11 protein-coding genes are annotated in these 15,297 nt (G+C 59.9%); all 11 read right to left on the reverse strand.

Annotated features, from left to right (window positions below):
- Positions 1-71: 71 nt before the first annotated feature.
- Complete coding sequence (gene hutC, locus HY26_RS08375) at positions 72-779, reverse strand: histidine utilization repressor (protein ID WP_034767335.1); 708 nt, start codon at positions 777-779, stop codon at positions 72-74.
- 310 nt (positions 780-1,089) lie between these two features.
- Positions 1,090-2,928: a PepSY domain-containing protein gene (locus tag HY26_RS08380; protein WP_112073375.1), complete on the reverse strand. Its 1,839-nt coding sequence runs from the start codon at positions 2,926-2,928 to the stop codon at positions 1,090-1,092.
- Between the two features lie 3 nt (positions 2,929-2,931).
- A complete protein-coding gene (locus HY26_RS08385; protein ID WP_034767330.1) occupies positions 2,932-3,645 on the reverse strand; it encodes a PepSY domain-containing protein in 714 nt (237 codons plus the stop codon).
- A gap of 91 nt (positions 3,646-3,736) precedes the next feature.
- Positions 3,737-6,472, reverse strand: coding sequence for a TonB-dependent receptor (locus HY26_RS08390; protein ID WP_081813149.1), 2,736 nt, complete (start codon positions 6,470-6,472; stop codon positions 3,737-3,739).
- A 332-nt stretch (positions 6,473-6,804) separates the two neighbouring features.
- Positions 6,805-6,936 (reverse strand): hypothetical protein, encoded by a 132-nt coding sequence (locus HY26_RS19355; RefSeq protein WP_255567032.1) that lies wholly within the window; start codon positions 6,934-6,936, stop codon positions 6,805-6,807.
- On the reverse strand, positions 6,933-10,076 hold the full coding sequence (locus HY26_RS08395) for an efflux RND transporter permease subunit (protein ID WP_112073376.1): 3,144 nt from the start codon (positions 10,074-10,076) through the stop codon (positions 6,933-6,935). Before HY26_RS08395 ends, HY26_RS19355 begins: the two co-directional genes overlap by 4 nt.
- Positions 10,073-11,641, reverse strand: coding sequence for an efflux RND transporter periplasmic adaptor subunit (locus HY26_RS08400; RefSeq protein ID WP_112073377.1), 1,569 nt, complete (start codon positions 11,639-11,641; stop codon positions 10,073-10,075). Before HY26_RS08400 ends, HY26_RS08395 begins: the two co-directional genes overlap by 4 nt.
- 1 nt (position 11,642) lies before the next feature.
- On the reverse strand, positions 11,643-12,890 hold the full coding sequence (locus HY26_RS08405) for a TolC family protein (protein ID WP_112073378.1): 1,248 nt from the start codon (positions 12,888-12,890) through the stop codon (positions 11,643-11,645).
- 145 nt (positions 12,891-13,035) lie between these two features.
- On the reverse strand, positions 13,036-13,404 hold the full coding sequence (locus HY26_RS08410) for a cytochrome c5 family protein (protein WP_158531453.1): 369 nt from the start codon (positions 13,402-13,404) through the stop codon (positions 13,036-13,038).
- 25 nt (positions 13,405-13,429) lie between these two features.
- Positions 13,430-13,759: a cytochrome c gene (locus tag HY26_RS08415; RefSeq protein WP_112073379.1), complete on the reverse strand. Its 330-nt coding sequence runs from the start codon at positions 13,757-13,759 to the stop codon at positions 13,430-13,432.
- A gap of 18 nt (positions 13,760-13,777) precedes the next feature.
- The gene (locus HY26_RS08420; protein ID WP_112073380.1) at positions 13,778-15,121 is read right to left on the reverse strand and encodes a hypothetical protein; all 1,344 of its coding nucleotides are present in this window, start codon (positions 15,119-15,121) and stop codon (positions 13,778-13,780) included.
- Between the last annotated feature and the right edge of the window lie 176 nt (positions 15,122-15,297).

Genomic DNA, 15,297 nt, shown 5'->3' on the forward strand with positions numbered 1-15,297 from the left:
GGGCTGAACGGGCCCGGCAGGCCTGCCCGGTTCGGTCCCTCAACGACGGCGATGGATCGCCTTCAGCCCTTTCAGGCGGAGGCGACACGATCGAGAAATTCGTAGCGCGAACCTGGATACGTCATGCGGGCAAAGGAGACGACTCGCCGACGGCTCCATGTACGGCGCAACAGGACTAGGCAGGGTTCATCCTTGTTGATCCTCAGAAGTTTGCGCACGTCCGGTTCGGCTAGTACGGATTTGACCCTGTGCTCGAATTTCTGGAGCGGGGCATGTTTCATCAGATATTCGTTTGGCGTTGTCCGGCTGAAATCCACATCGCCATATCCTGGCAACAGGCATTGCGGCACGAAACGCTCTTCCAGCTGAAGGGGAGTCCCGTTCTCCATGTGGACAACGATCGAGTGGAATACCGGTGAGCCCGGGTCGATCTCCAGTTGTTGCGCAACGGCTCTAGAGGCCCGCTCTCTTGCATTCTGAACCATCACGGCTGAGTAGGCGCTGTTCCGTGAGCGGATCTCATCGGCAATGTTGTTGACCGCAATCAATTGCCCGCTCGACTGGGTTTCAGCGACAAATGTGCCCACACCTGCGATTCGGGTCACGACCCCTGAATCCTTGAGTTCCTTGATGGCGCGGTGAACGGTCATCCGGGCGACCTGAAATTCCGCTGCCAGATCCGTCTCGGACGGCAGGCGGTCATTCGGGCCCAGTTCACCGGTTTCGATCAGATCAGTGATATGCTGCTTGATCTGTTCATAAAGTGGGGCAGGTGACATCTGTATTATCCAGGTTCTTCAAAAGGGCCGGCTGATCGACGTCGGCGTGCGGGTGACAGGGAACACTTCGGGTGGCAGGCAGGAGCAAAGAATGTGACAAGTACAGCCTCCGCGGTGTCCAGTGCAGGTGTCCTTTCCATCCAAGAGCGTCAGGATTCAAGTGCTTTCAGGCACAAGGCGCCATGGTCGCACGCGCGGAAGAGGCCAGGGCTATCTGTCATGTGTTGTCGGGCCGGGCTAATCCGGCGCTGCGGGCTGCGGGAGTTGCAGGGCCGAAATATTGCCGCCCCGGGCTGGAGAGTGAGCCGGATCAGATGCCAAAATCATCAAATGCAATCTTTTCTTCCCTGATTCCCGCTCCTCGCAGCAGGTTGAGAACGGCCTCCAGCATAGGCGGCGGTCCGCATACGTAGAAGCTGCAGCGCCCGGGGTCCGGGTGTGTGGCGAGAAAATTGTCCCGGAAGATCTCGTGGATCCACCCCTTGTGCCCTTCCCATTCCTGGTGAGGCTCCAGATGCGAGAGTGCGGCTTGCCATGAAAAATTGTCGAAGTCCGTGGCCAATTGCTCGAATTCCTCCCGGTATGCCAGCGCCTCCGGGGTTCTTGCGCCGTACCAGAGCCACATCCGGGACGTCGAACCCTTGTTGAGCAACTGGTCCCGGATCATCGAGCGCAGGGGGGCAATGCCGGCACCGCCGCCGATAAAGACACGCTCTTCCTCGTGCTCGCCCACATGGAAATCTCCGAGCGGGCCCCTCAGGGAAAGGGTATCGCCCGGTCGGCGCGAGGTCATATAGGCCGATCCGAGACCGACGGGCGCTCCGGCATGTTCGGGACCTGCCAGAACGAGGCGGACAATCAGCGTCACTTCGCTGCCGGTCTCGCCTGGCGCATTGGCAAGGGAATAGGTGCGAACGAGCGGACGAGCGGACTGGATGCGCTCGCCTGTTCCGGATGTCCGCCACAGCGATTTGACCGAATCCGGAAGGTTGATCTGGTCCAGGTCCGTACTGTAGGGCGGAATTTCCACTTCGATATAGCTGCCAGAGCGAAATCCCAGGGGCGCCGGAAGGGCGATGCGAATTTCAAACATGTCCGGCGTGAGACGTCTGGAAGAGACGACTTCGCCGTCAAGGCGTCTCGCGTCAAGCAGGCCGTCGGGAAGCGTGACGGACACGTCAGATGACAGACGATGCTGGCAGGCCAGCCGGACACCCCGGTCAAGATCCGCTTCCGGTATCTGCCTGCGATCGGCGGCTGTTGCCGGCGAATCAGGACTCGTCTTGATCTTGCAGAGCCCGCAGGACCCGCCCCCTCCACACGAAGAGGGAAGTGCATAGCCTTCAGCCTCCAGTGCGGCGTAAAGGGTCTGGTGTCCCGGGGTTCGGACAGTCTTCAGCAGGTCCCCGCTCGGGCTTGCCACGGACAGGAGGACCGGTTTCTTGCCGGTCAAGCGGGAGACGATGGCGCGGAAATCCTCCCGGTGGAAGCTGTCCCACCAGAGCACAAGGCCGCTCAGGCCGAGCCAGAAAAGGATAAGGGCCGACAGGATGACGAGTGGATTGTTGAAGTTCGACCTATTGGAATAGTCCATGATGTGGAGCATCCAGAGCGTATCGAATGTTCGCCAGTAATTGTTCCGCCTTTCAAGTATGTCGCCCGTTTCGGCAGACACATAGAGGCTTGTACGTTCCGGATCACTGAAGTTGACCTGCCAGGCGGGGCCGGCATGGTCCCTGATCTCCAGCGTCGGATGTTCGAGATGTCTGACGGTCGAAATTCCTGCATCGCCGGAATAATCGCGCGCCGCAATTTGCCGGGCACCGCTTTCATCGATCGCAATCGGGGATCCACTTGCTGCGTCCAAAAGGTATGCCCCCCCTCCGGTATCGACCTGGAAGACGGCTCGATCTGAGAGGAGGCGCAATTCGACCCGGCGGACATCCGAAGCACTCCCGGATAGTGGCGGAGCGATCTGCTCAGTAACCTCCGCCAGAAGCAGTCCTGGTTCTGAATCCACCCTGTGATGGTCGCCGGCGACCTTCGCGTGCGGCAGAATGGCCATGCCCAGACCACTGAACATCCACAGCAGCAACTGCAGTCCGAGCAGAAGGCCAATCCATTTATGAACTTCCCGAATGATTGTCATGGGTCAACGGACTCCGCGGCGGTGTTTGAAGCTGAACCAGAGCAACCAGATACCTGCAATCGAGAGGATGAGTCCAAGACCGGCAAATGCGCGCAGGAGTGTGTTGTTCACATCGGCCCTGTCCTTGTAGTCCATGATGTGCAGCATCCATACGAAATCGAAAATCCGCCAATAATCGTGCCGCCGGGTAACAAGCGCCCCATCGTCCGGTGAGACGTAGAAGGACGTCCTGCCCGGGTCCTCGAAATCGATTCTCCACAGAGGCAGCTTTCGGCCCTGTATTTCGCTTGGCGCATTGGCCTGATCCACGAGCAACTGCGCGGATTTTGCCTCGCCCGGGCGGGCATAGTGGTATTGGGCAACGGCGATCGCGTCGGTCCGGTCGAGAGGAGACCGCTGGATTCCGGTCTGCGCATCAACAAGGACCCGGCCATCAATCGTCTGGACACGGTAATACGGCTTGCCGAGCCATGTTTCGAGGGAAATCAGTTCAGCTTGCGGATAGCTTGACATGACCTCTTCGAATCCGAAGCCCGGCGTGTAGCCCGGCGGTAGCGTATCGGACATGTTGCGGACGAGATGATCACCATGAATGAAGTTCAGGTTGATGATCACCATGTAGAGGCCGGATGCCAGCCAGAGCATGGCCTGTATTCCGACAAACAGCGAAACCCACTTGTGCCACTGGCGTACATTGAAGGCGATTGCTCTGGCCATGGCCGGCACCTCACATTGATCCGGTATGGGAAGGGGAAAACCGGACCCCCATCGGTAGGCAGCCTGCCGATGGGGGTCCTGAAAGCCTGCGCTATCGTCTGTAGGTCACACGCAGATAACCGCGCCGACCGAGCAGGTCATAGGTCATCGTATCGGTATTGCCGTCCGTCCAGCTGGCCACGAAGGGCGGGTCATTCTGGAAGATATTGTCAATCCCGACACTCAGGCGAAGCGCGTCGCTGAGATCATATGACAGCTGTGCATTGTGGTAGAACTGGGCGGGAATACTGGAGCCCGGACCGGAGGTGGCATAGAAATCATCGCCTTCGCCGATCATCTGAACGGAATAGGTTCCGCTCCATTTCCGGGCCGTGGTCGTCCACGATCCGACAGCGCGCCAGTTCGGATAGCCGCCATTCCCGCCGCCGATATGGCCGTCGATGACCGTCGGTGTGTCGCCATCAAACGCGACCGTCTCATATTCGGAGAGATAGGTCGCTTTCAGATCAAGCGCGTGGTCGAGGCCAAACTTCTCGAAAGAGTAGACGACGCCAATGTCCAGGCCCTTCATCGTCTCGCTACCGGTATTGGCGTTCTGCGTGGAGAGATAATTGACGTCACCATTGAGCGGGTTGCGGGTGTGATGCTGCGGGCCACAGAACTCGTGCGACAGGTTGACGGATTCGTAGCACAACAGGAGCTTGGTGGAACCTGGCGTGGTCCGGATCGCATTGTCGATCTGGATGTCAAAATAGTCGAGTGTCAGAGACAGACCTTCGATTGGCTGGAAGACCGTCCCCAGGGTGAAGGATTCTGCCGACTCCGGCTGGAGATCCGGGTTGCCGCCGGCATCTGTCAGGACCGTATTGCCGAGCTGGACATAATTGGTCGGTACCCCGGCAGCCTGGCAGTTCTGGTAAATGTTGCTTGACGGAGACAGGGATGACCAGTTCGAGCACGGATCGACCGTCGTCAGGTTGCCTTCGGAAACCCCGCCAAAGAGTTCCGGTATGTTGGGGATGCGGAAGGCAGTTGTATAGGTGCCGCGGAACTTGAGCGCGGGATTGATCCGCCAGTTCAATCCGGCCTTGTAATTGGTGTCGCTTCCGAACAGGTCATAGTCGGAGTAGCGGATCGCACCGTCAAAATCGAGCGCCTCGATGAAGGGTTTGTCCTTCAACAGGGGCACGTCGATTTCGGCGAAGACCTCGGTTGCCTTGGTGGATCCGGAGATGGGGTCCTCCTGATTTCCGAGCGCCAGGCCGGCAACCGCGAGAGAGTCGGGATTGCGCCAACCCTTGTCTTCCCGCCAGTCAGCACCGAACGCGACGCCGACAGGTCCGGCCGGAAGCTGGAAGGCCTCGCCGCTCATGCTCGCGCTGATTGCTTTTTGCTCATTTCCGCCAAGACCAGTTTGGGTGAACACGATATAGTCCAGCACGTCCTGGGTGACGTCTCCGTATCCGAACAGGTCAGCACACGGAATGCCCCCGGTTCCGCAGGTTGCGGGATCGAGTGTCTGGGCGAGTCTGCCGGTATTGATATTGTTGAGAATGGAGTCCGAACCGGTATTGCGGCCCCAGTTCAGGGCGGCCTCATAGCTCCAGGAGCCACCGAGCGAGCCCCTGACACCTGTAACGATACGGAACGTATCGGTTTCCTGCTCGAACGTCCGCGCGCCATTTTCGAGCAGACGGCGGCGTTCGAGAACAAAATCGATCCCGGTTGGATTGGTCGGGTGAGAGGCATCGAATGCAACATTCACCAGCGTCGCCGGAGAGGCCGGCTGGCTTGACCAGCGCTTCGTATAGAGCAGTTCGGCAAACAGGTCGGCATGCTCGGTCAGGTGATAGGTGCCAAAGGTCGCAAAGCTCAGGCGTTCCAGCGGATTGGACGCATTGAAGTAGCGGTTGTAGTTGAACCCGTCCAGCGCACCGTCATAGATATGGAAAGAGTCGCCATCTCCATTCGGGTCCTGGTTGAAATTGATCCGTGTCGGTCCGGTCAGGACCGTGCCATCCGGCATGACATATCCGGCCGGAACTGTACCGCGGCCGCCGATCGTCGACGAGCTTAGCCCGTCGCATACAAAGCCGTTTGGCGTCGGCGTACCGGGGCAAGGCGCGCGGCTCTTGTCCCAGAGAGGGGCGGCTCCATTGTCCTGATAGCTGACATTGAACATGATGTCGCCGGCGGGCGTTGAGTTGCCCCAGCTCATTTCCAGGAGGGTTTCCTCGCCGTCCCCTTCATCGGTCATGCCATACTTGGCCGATGCTTCGAACCCGTCATACCCTTCCTTGGTGATCAAGTTGATCACGCCGGCAACGGCGTCTGCGCCATAGGTTGCCGACGCGCCGTCCTTCAGCACTTCGACGCGGGATACGAGCGACATGGGTATCATGGAGAGATCCACCGCGCTGTTCGCCCCGGTTCCGCCATAGACAAGCCTGCGGCCATTCAGAAGGACCAGGGTCCTGTTGACGCCAAGGCCGCGCAGGTTGATCTGGGGCGTGCCCCAGCCATTGGAGACCCAATAGGCGCTGTTGGAGTTACCTCCAAATCCGGCAGAGGACGGAAGACGCTGAAGCAGCGTTTCGAGGTTCGAAATGCCGGTCTGTTCGATCTGGACGCTGTCGAGGACCGTGACAGGGCCGACGCTGGTCAGGTCTTTTCGTTTGATGCGGCTGCCGGTGACTGTGACTGTTTCTTCGACTTTCGCGCCGTCCTCGCCGGAGGACTCCTGTGCAGCGGCAGGCTGGGCATAGAGCCACAAAACGATCGGCGCGATGGCGGCACCCATCAGAATGCGATTTTTTGCTGGAGACATTGATTATTCCCTTTCCCCGTTTCTTGGACCTTGTTCGAAAACTATAGACCTGTCTATACAGCTTGCAAGTCCGGGATTTGGATTTTTTTGTCTCGAAATTGTCCCTGCCAAAAACTGGTGCGCTGCGCCGTGCGAATTGCCCAAGAATTCAGCGCAGAAGGGCGTTCAGGGCCGGATGGCTCAAGGTCAAAACGACCACGAACGGCCAGGTATCGGGCTGACCATACATCTGGGCACGGACAAACCCGGAACGCTGCTTGTCATGGCAATATATTGCGCATGAGGGCGCAGTAGCGGCGAGAATGCGCGGCGAGGCGGGAGGGGCGAGAAGATTATGTCTGCTGGCGCCTCCCTCGCAGGTGCAGGGCGATATGACCGACGGCGAGGGCCGGGAGCTCAAGGTGGCCGCCCAGAACCTCTTCCAGGCCTTTGACCGGCCAATGTGGCAGATGGCCCAGGTTCATTCTGTCCCCAATGTCTCTTTCGGGAGTTTAAGGGCAAGTGTCTGCCAGATCAGGAATGCGGCGGGGATGACGAGCAATGTCAGTACGGTTGCGCTGGTCATTCCGCCGACCATCGGGGCGGCAATGCGGCGCATGACTTCAGAGCCGGTTCCGGAACCCAGCATGATCGGGAGGAGGCCGGCAATCACGACCGCGACCGTCATCATGATGGGGCGGACGCGAAGCAATGCTCCCTCAATGACCGCCGCGCGAAGGTCAGACCTGGTCAGATCGCGCTTTTCGGCCCGCGCCTGCTCGATTCTGGCCTCCAGAGCATGCTCCAGATACACCATCATCAGAACGCCGATCTCGACGGATACCCCGGCGAGCGCAATGAATCCGACACCGACTGCAACCGACATGTTGTAACCCAGCATGTCCAGGAACCAGAGCCCGCCGACGAGCGCCAGGGGCAGGGTCCCCATGATGATGAAGACTGGCACAAGCCGCCTGAAATTGAGGAAGAGCAGCAGAAGGATAATGACCAGGGTCAGCGGAACGACGAGGCTGAGGCGCTGCTTGGCGCGCTGCATGTATTCATACTGGCCCGACCAGGACAGGGAATAACCTGCGGGCAGGTCGATTTGTTCGACCGCCTTCTTGGCATTCCTGACATAGGTTCCGATGTCGACATCGGATATGTCCACATAGATCCATCCGTTCAGGCGGGCATTCTCGCTCCTGATGACGCCCGGCCCGCCGGAAATGGAAATGTCGACAAGGCGCGAGAGGGGTATCTGTGCTCCGGTCTTCGTCACGACCGGGAGGTTTTCCAGCCGTTCCAGAGAGTCACGATATTCCCGGGGATAGCGCACATTCACAGGATAGCGCTCCAGTCCCTCGACGGACTGGGTGACGGTCATGCCGCCGATGGCGGTCTTCACCAGGTCCTGCACATCTGCCACATTCAGCCCGAACCGGGCCGCTTCCTCACGCTCGATATCAACATCCACGAAGCGTCCGCCGGTCACCCGTTCGGCATAAACCGAAGATGTTCCGGGAACGTCCTTGATCACCGTTTCAATCTGCTGGGCGACATCGCCGATGACCTGGAGATCAGGACCGGCAACCTTGATCCCGATCGGGGTCTTGATGCCGGTGGCAAGCATGTCGATCCGGTTCTTGATCGGCATGATCCAGACATTGGTGAGACTGGGAACCTGGACGATCGAATCCAGCTCCTTTTTCAGCTTGGCGGTTGTCATGCCGGGACGCCAGTCTTCCTTTGGCTTCAGGCGGATCGTGGTCTCGACCATGGTGAGCGGTGCAGGGTCGGTCGCCGTCTCTGCCCGTCCCGCCTTGGCGTAGACTGTCTCGACTTCCGGAACAGTCATGATCAGCTTGTCGGTTTGCTGTAATATCTGGGACATTTTCCCGGCCGAGACCGCCGGGAATGCGCTCGGCATATAGAGCAGATCGCCTTCGTCGAGATCCGGCATGAACTCCGACCCCATCCGGCTGAGGGGGATGATCGCGCTGGCCATGACCGCGAATGCGATCACGATCATCAGAACCGGCGCTCTGAGAACCATGTTGATGAAGGGCTGGTAGATCCCCATCAACAGACGGTTCACCGGGTTCTTGTGTTCGGGCAGAACCCGGCCCCGGATGAAGTAACCCATGAGTACCGGCACAAGCGTAACGGACAGGATCGCCGCGCCGGCCATCGCATAGGTCTTTGTGAAAGCCAGTGGATGGAAGAGCCGTCCTTCCTGAGCCTCCAGTGCAAAGATCGGGAGAAAGCTGAATGTAATGATCAGCAGGGAGAAGAAAAGCGCAGGGCCGACCTCGATTGCCGCCTGGGTCACGACCGCCCAGCGGTTTTCATTCGTCAGAGGCGTTCGCTCGATGTGCTTGTGCATGTTCTCGATCATGACGATCGCGGCATCGACCATAGCACCGATGGCGATGGCGATCCCTCCGAGCGACATGATGTTGGCATTAATGCCCTGAGCGTCCATCACGATGAACGCCGCCAGTATTCCGAGCGGCAGGCTGAGCAGGATGACAACCGCGCTGCGAACGTGGAACAGGAACAGGGCGCAGACCAGGAGCACGACGATAAATTCCTCGACGAGCTTCTCCTTCAACGTATCGACCGCCCGCTCGATCAGGGAAGACCGGTCATAGGTCGTCACGATCTCGACACCTTCAGGCAGGCTCTCCTTCAGGGTTTCCAGTTTCTCTTTCACGAGGTCGATCGTGCGCATGGCGTTTTCGCCGTAGCGCATGATTATCACGCCGCCGACCGCTTCGCCCTCACCATTGAGTTCGCCGATTCCGCGCCTGAGTTCCGGGCCGAGGCGGATCTGGGCAACATCCCGCAGAAGGATCGGCGTGCCCTTGTCAGTCACCGACAGGGGAATGGATTCGAGGTCCTTGATGCCCTTGATGTAGCCGGACGCGCGAACCATGTACTCGGCTTCGGCCATTTCGATGACGCGGCCACCCGTTTCCTGGTTGCCGCGTACGATCTCGGAACGGACCTTGTCCAGCGGAATGCCGTACGTGCGGAGTTTTTCCGGGTCAACGACGACTTGGTATTGTTTGACCATGCCCCCGATCGTTGCGACTTCGGATACCCCGTCGATCGTCTGCAATTCGTATTTCAGGAACCAGTCCTGTATGGAGCGGAGCTGGGAGAGGTCGTGCCGGCCGGTCCGGTCGACCAGCGCATACTGATAGACCCAGCCGACCCCGGTTGCGTCCGGACCCAGCGCGGAGCGGGAGGCCGCTGGCAATGTCGGTGCGACCTGGGAGAGGTATTCAAGAACCCGCGAGCGGGCCCAGTAGAGATCGGTTCCGTCCTCGAAGATGACATAGACGAAACTGTCATTGAAGAACGAGTACCCGCGGACCGTGACCGCGCCGGGCACGGCCAGCATGGCCGTCGTCAGCGGATAGGTCACCTGGTCTTCCACGACCTGGGGCGCCTGGCCCGGATAGGTGGTCTTGATAATGACCTGAACATCAGAGAGGTCCGGAATGGCATCCAGGGGCGTCTTTTTAAGGGTGTACCCGCCCCAGACGGCCAGGAGTGCGGCGAGCAGGAGGATCAGGACCCGGTTCCCGATGGACCAGCGGACAAGACTTGCAATCATTGTGCGTCCACCCGGGCCGGCGAGATCTTGCGGATGTCCGAGAGGACGTAATTTCCATTGTCGTCCGGCGCGGCCCTGACTGTAATGTCGACATTGTCTCCCTTGCCGATGTCTTTCAGCAGAGCCGGATCCGTCACAAACGCCATGGTCATGGATGGCCAGCCGAGGGCTTCGACCGGGGCGTGCTCGATGGTCACCATGCCATGCGCCTGCATGACAGATACGACCATGCCGCGAGTCTGCGCCGTATCGGCGGGCTGTGTTTCTGGCGCGCCTTCCTGCCGCATTTCGGATGACGAACCCATATTCATGGGCGCATCTTCGTCCTGGCCGGCCGTCAGCCTCAGCATGGTTCCGCGCAGGCTCGCTTCGGAGTCGAGCAGGAATTGCGATGAGACGACAATTCTTTCCCCGGCGGCCAGACCGGACAAGATTTCGATATCGTCCCCGATTTCACGGCCGGACACCACCTGGGCCGGTTGGTACCTGCCATCTCCCAGCGCCAGGATGACGCGTTCGGTGCGTCCGGTCCGGATGAGCGCTTCGCGCGGAATGACGACCTTGTCCGATGCGTCTGCGGACGGAACGTCGGAGCTGGTTTCGATCCTGAGACGCACAAACATGTCCGGTCTCAGCAGCCCGTCCTTGTTGTCAAAGCTGATCCGGACCTGAACGGTCCGCGCCCGGGCGTTGACGGTCGGGTAAATATATTCAACGAGGCCTTTCCATTCGCGGCCGGGCATCCCACTCATCCGCATGGTGACTTCCTGACCGGGACGGACCTGGTGGACCTGGTCTTCATAGACATCGGCAATTGCCCAGACCGTTCTGAGGTCGGCGATCTTGAGCACGTTCATGCCGGGTTTGACGAACGCACCTTCGCCAGCGCCCATCTGCGTGACGATGCCGCTTCTCGGAGAATAGACATTCAGCAGGCGCTCGGACTGGCCGCTCTCCTTCAGGCTCTCGATGGCGCGGTTACTCATGCCGAGGGAAACCAGCCGTGATTTTGTGGCCGTGATCAGGTTCTGGTTGCCCATGCGCGTCGCCTGCAGATACTCGTCCTGCGCACTGACGAGGGGGCGCGAATAGATCTGGAACAGCAATTGTCCCTTTCTCACCTCGTCGCCGATCGCCTTGACGGGCATGTTTTCGATCCAGCCTTCGGTCCGAACGTCCACAACCGAGGTATTGTCGTCGTCGATCTGGACCGTGCCGACGGTTTCGACGGCGGGAAGCGCTTCGCTGGTGGCGACAATCGCTGTCCTGACCCCGATATTGTTCTCGACTGCCGGATTGATCCTGACGAGGTTGCGATCGTCGCCCTCACTCTCGTCATCGGCATAAACCGGAATAAGCTCCATCCCCATGGGCGACAGGCCGGGAGAGTCGCTGCGGTAACTCTTGTCCATTGGCGCGGCCCAGTAGAGGGGCTTCCTTTCTGCTGAAGGCTGCTTCCCGGATGCCTGATCGGCGCTACCGCTGACCAGGCTCATGACCACGGCCCCGGCGCCAAGCCCGAGACCGAATGCGGCCGCGAGCAGGATAAGCTTTGTGTTACGCATGCTAGTCTCCACTCAGGAACAGAAGGTTTGCCTGCGCCTGCAGCCGGTCGACTCTCAGCCGGCTGAGAGTCAGTTCCGTATCCAGAACGGCGAGTTCTGCGCGGACGAGTTCGGCAAAATCGGCAAGATTGTTGCCGTAGGCGGCCATGGCTGCTTCGCGGGTGTCCCGGGCACGATCGAGGACATCGGTTTCATAGACCTCTATCTGTTCGCCCAGGCGCGTATATTGCGCCCAGTCCCGGCGCAGCGCACGTTCGAGTTCCAGGGCCTGTGTGTCCCGCGCCAGTCTCTCCGCTTCGCGCAGCCGCTTTGTCGCGCGCAGGGCATAATCCTTGTTCTTTTTCGAAAAGAGGGGGAGCGAGACGGCGACCCCGACGGATCCGAAGTCCGACCGCGAGTCCCGGATGCCGTATTGGGCATCGAAACTGATACCCGGCTTGTATTGTTCCGCAGCAATGTCGACGTCCCGGCTCTTCGATGTGACGCTGGCATCAAGAGCCCGGAGCGAGGGATGGCTGGCAAGGCGTTCCCGAATGAGATCTTCACCGGTGACCGGGGGGAGAATGGGGGCGCCTGATGCAAGCGGCCTCGCCCCTTCCAGGGGGCCGATCAGCCGGATCAGGTCTGCCCTGGCCCGGTCCTCATTGCGCTGGATGTCGACAAGCCGCGCGTCCAGCGAAGAGGTTTCCAGATCAATGCGCAGGACATTCTGTAGGGAAGACCGGCCGCTGGCATAGTCGGCCTGGGCGACGCCGCCAAGTTCACTGACCTTGCGCTGACTTTCAAGCGTGAGCCTTCGCGCATCGCGCCAATAGGAGAGCTCAAGCCAGGTCTGGCGCGCTTCAAGAGCAATTTGCTGTTCCTGCAGGGATTTGTGAAACCGTGCGCTTTGTGCCTGAGCCGTCTGTTTTTCACGCGCCAGGGCAAGCGTCTCACCTTTTGGAAGCGCCTGGCGCACGCCGAATTTCAGCTGCGTCATCGGTTCCCGGTCATAGTCGAGGCTGGGAAACGGGACATTGGCGATCTGGGCGCTGACAACCGGATCGGGCAACTGGCTCTCGGCGACCGCCTTGTCGTCAAAGGCAAGCGCTTCCTGTTCCAGCCTTGCGACGCTCGGATCATCGGCACCGAGCGCGATGTCGACAGCTTCCGGCAGGGTCAGGGGCGCCTGCGCAAGTGCAAGGCCGCCCGATGGAAAGGCTATCGCACTGCCCAGAAGGAGCGCTGCAAGCAGGTGTCTATATTTCACGGGGCCTTTTCTCCGGTTTTCGGGTTTCTGTACGGACGATCTCGAGCGTCAGAGGCAGAGGATGGGTCCGGTCGGCGACAGGACCCGGAGATCCGGGGCCGCGGATGCGATCGGCTTGCCGCTGGAAAGGCCGCGCCGGCGCATATCAATTCTCCTCGCCGAACTCCTCGTGCAGGTAAGCCAGGACATTCTGGATATCCTGATCGGTCAGTTTCGGATTTCCGCCCTTTGCCGGCATGGGCATGGTCGACCCCTTGCTCCGGAATCCGTTCCGGATGTGATCGGTCAGAACACTGTCATCCTGTGACAGGACGCCATTGCCCTTCGTGAAGTCGGGGGTTCCCGGGATGCCGCCCTTGCCCGTCGGGCCGTGGCAGGCAATACATGTCCCGCGATAGACCCTCTTGCCACGCGCGGGATCGGGGTCTTCCTGCGCGCTTGCTTGCGCCGCAAGGACCATGACAGCCATCAGGGCGGACAGGCCGAAACGTGCGGTCTTTTTGGGGAAAGGCATGAGACGCATCCTTTAAGAGAAGGGATTATTGATTGTTGCTGGCTTGCAGAAAGGCCAGGATGTCCCGCACGTCGGAGGCGGGAAGGTTGCCGCGCACCCGCATATGCGTGACCGAAACGTCCCATTCCTCGTCCGTCAGCTCACTGGGTGAGCGGAGATTGTGGCAACGCGAACAGGTTTCGTTCCAGGCTTTCGCTCCGCGTACGACCTGCATCGGATCGGTCTCGGCCGCACTCTCAGTTGCGGGCGTTTCTTCAGGCGCTGACTGGCTCACTGATTGGGCAATGGCCGCTGACCCGCCTGTCAGGAGGATGGCTGCCAGGGTAAATGCCGGTATTATGCAGGACTTCATCATGTCCTCCTTTCTTCGGGATCAGAACCCGTAACCAAGCTGAAACTGGATGAGCGTTTCGTCCGGGACGCCGGGCACCGTGTAATCCCGCCACTCCAGGCCCGCTTTGGCGACAATGGTCGGTGCCAGCCAGTAGTTCAGTCCGGCGTTCAGGCGGTTCTGGGCGTTTTCTTCTTCAAGTTCGGGGTGCCCGCTGATGCTGAATTCCCCGTACCGGACGACAGGTTCCAGCCTGTGGATGATTTCGGAGTCACTGAAGCCGGACAGTCGGTATGACACTTGCCCATACCAGGCCTCCATTTCCAGATCCGGCAACAGGACACCGTCAGGCTCTTCATCTGTTGCCGTGAAGAGTTTGCCGCGTTCGGATTTCAGGTATTCGAAACGGGCTGCAAGCGGTCCCTTCGTATAGGCCGCGTCAACGCCCCACAATTGAAAGCGGGCATCGAGCGGAAGTCCGGAGCCGGAAGGAACAGGCATGTCGGGGTTCATGATGCCATCGACGCGTGCGGTCAGGTAGGAGCCGCCGACCTCCAGGGCCGGCATCGGGAAAAATCCTACCCGTCCTCCGACAGACTTATTTGAATTGTCGTCGCTCCCCATCCCCATGAGTTCGACACCGCCCTCAGACGTTGTGCGGGGGCCGTTGCCGACAGCCAGAGCGTAGGTCAGGCGGGTGGAGCCGGCCGGGATCGAGCCCCGCAGCTGGACACCGGTGTCGCTCGTCGGCTGAACGCCATCATGACCGAACCCGGCGGGTGCGCCTTGTACCTTGTTGATCCAGCTTGGATGAAGCCGTTCCTGAAACTGGCCGATCGGGCTCAGATATTTCCCAACGACCAGGACGGCATGGTCATTCAATACAAGATCGATCTGAGAGTACTCGAGTTCCGATTCCGTTTTGCCATCACCAGTCGTCGCGTATTCGAATTCTCCTTCAAAGATGAGGAAATCCTTGTACTGGAAATGTAGGGCGGGATTGAACTTGCCGCTGACGAAGCTATCCGGTCCGGGCGTGTCACCGCCGACGAACCCGACATCGGCATACCCGGCAAGGTGCCACTTCGTGTCGGGCATGCCGGGCGAGACGGCATAGGACGGAGCGGGAGATGTCTGATCCTGTACCTCAGCAATCCGGTCGACTGCGTCCTGGGCCGCGGCTTCCGCCTTGCTGGCCGTTTCGGTTGATTGCAGGACCACACCGCGAAGATCCGCCAGTTCGGCCTCCAGCTGTTCGATCCGTTCCAGAAGCGCGGCTGTCTGCGGATCGGGAGGGGATTGTTCCTGTGTCTCCTGGGCAAGTGCCGGCAGTCCGATCAGGGCCACTGTCGCAAGGGCCACAGATCGATATTTGGCGCAGGTCATGGTTCACCCCCTCGATTCAGGTATTTATCATCTGCCTCCACTACGCACTTGGTAGCATGACCCCTCAAAAAAAGTGCCGAGAGCCTTCCACCGGAAGAGCCCGGCCCGCGGAGGCCGAACGGCCGGGATGGCGGGTAGGGTCCGCCTTGCCGTTCAGGCGGACCGTCTCGCCCTCT

This window comes from Hyphomonas sp. GM-8P (genome assembly GCF_003263315.1).
Classification (GTDB): Bacteria; Pseudomonadota; Alphaproteobacteria; order Caulobacterales; family Hyphomonadaceae; genus Hyphomonas.